This is a genomic window from Lactobacillus sp. C449L (assembly GCF_059900815.1).
Genome location: NZ_JBWXGA010000353.1, coordinates 1 through 423, shown reverse-complemented (window position 1 = coordinate 423; position 423 = coordinate 1). Strand labels below are relative to the sequence as shown.

Genomic DNA, 423 nt, shown 5'->3' with positions numbered 1-423 from the left:
GCCGCGCAACGATGACACGGTGCAGGGCGGCAAGGCGCTCCGCATCGCGGTGCCGGCCAGGAGCGACCAGGCATGGACCATCGCCGTGGCGAGCCCGATCACCAAGCCGGTCAAGGCGGGCGACAAGCTGATCCTCGCCTTCTGGGCGCGGCTGGAGAAGGGCGAGAACGGCGCGGCCAGCTCGACCCTCCCCTACAACACCGTCCAGCTCGCCCAGGCGCCCTATACGGCCGTCTTCGCCGGCCCGGCGACGATCACGCCCGAATGGCAGCTGCACGAGGTCGAGGGCACGGCCGACCGCGACTATGCGGCGGGCGAACTTACCGTCTCGCTCCACCTCGCCAACGCCACGCACACGGTCGACATCGGGCCGGTCTTCGTCCTCAACATGGGGCAGTAGGCCGATCCGCGTCATTCCCGCGC

At 70.2% G+C, this 423-nt stretch carries 1 protein-coding gene; it reads left to right on the top strand.

All coding sequences use genetic code 11. The annotated features are described in order from the left end of the window. On the top strand, positions 1-400 hold a 400-nt coding region (locus AC2JF9_RS09750; RefSeq protein WP_500727378.1), incomplete at its 5' end, for a carbohydrate binding domain-containing protein. Between the last annotated feature and the right edge of the window lie 23 nt (positions 401-423).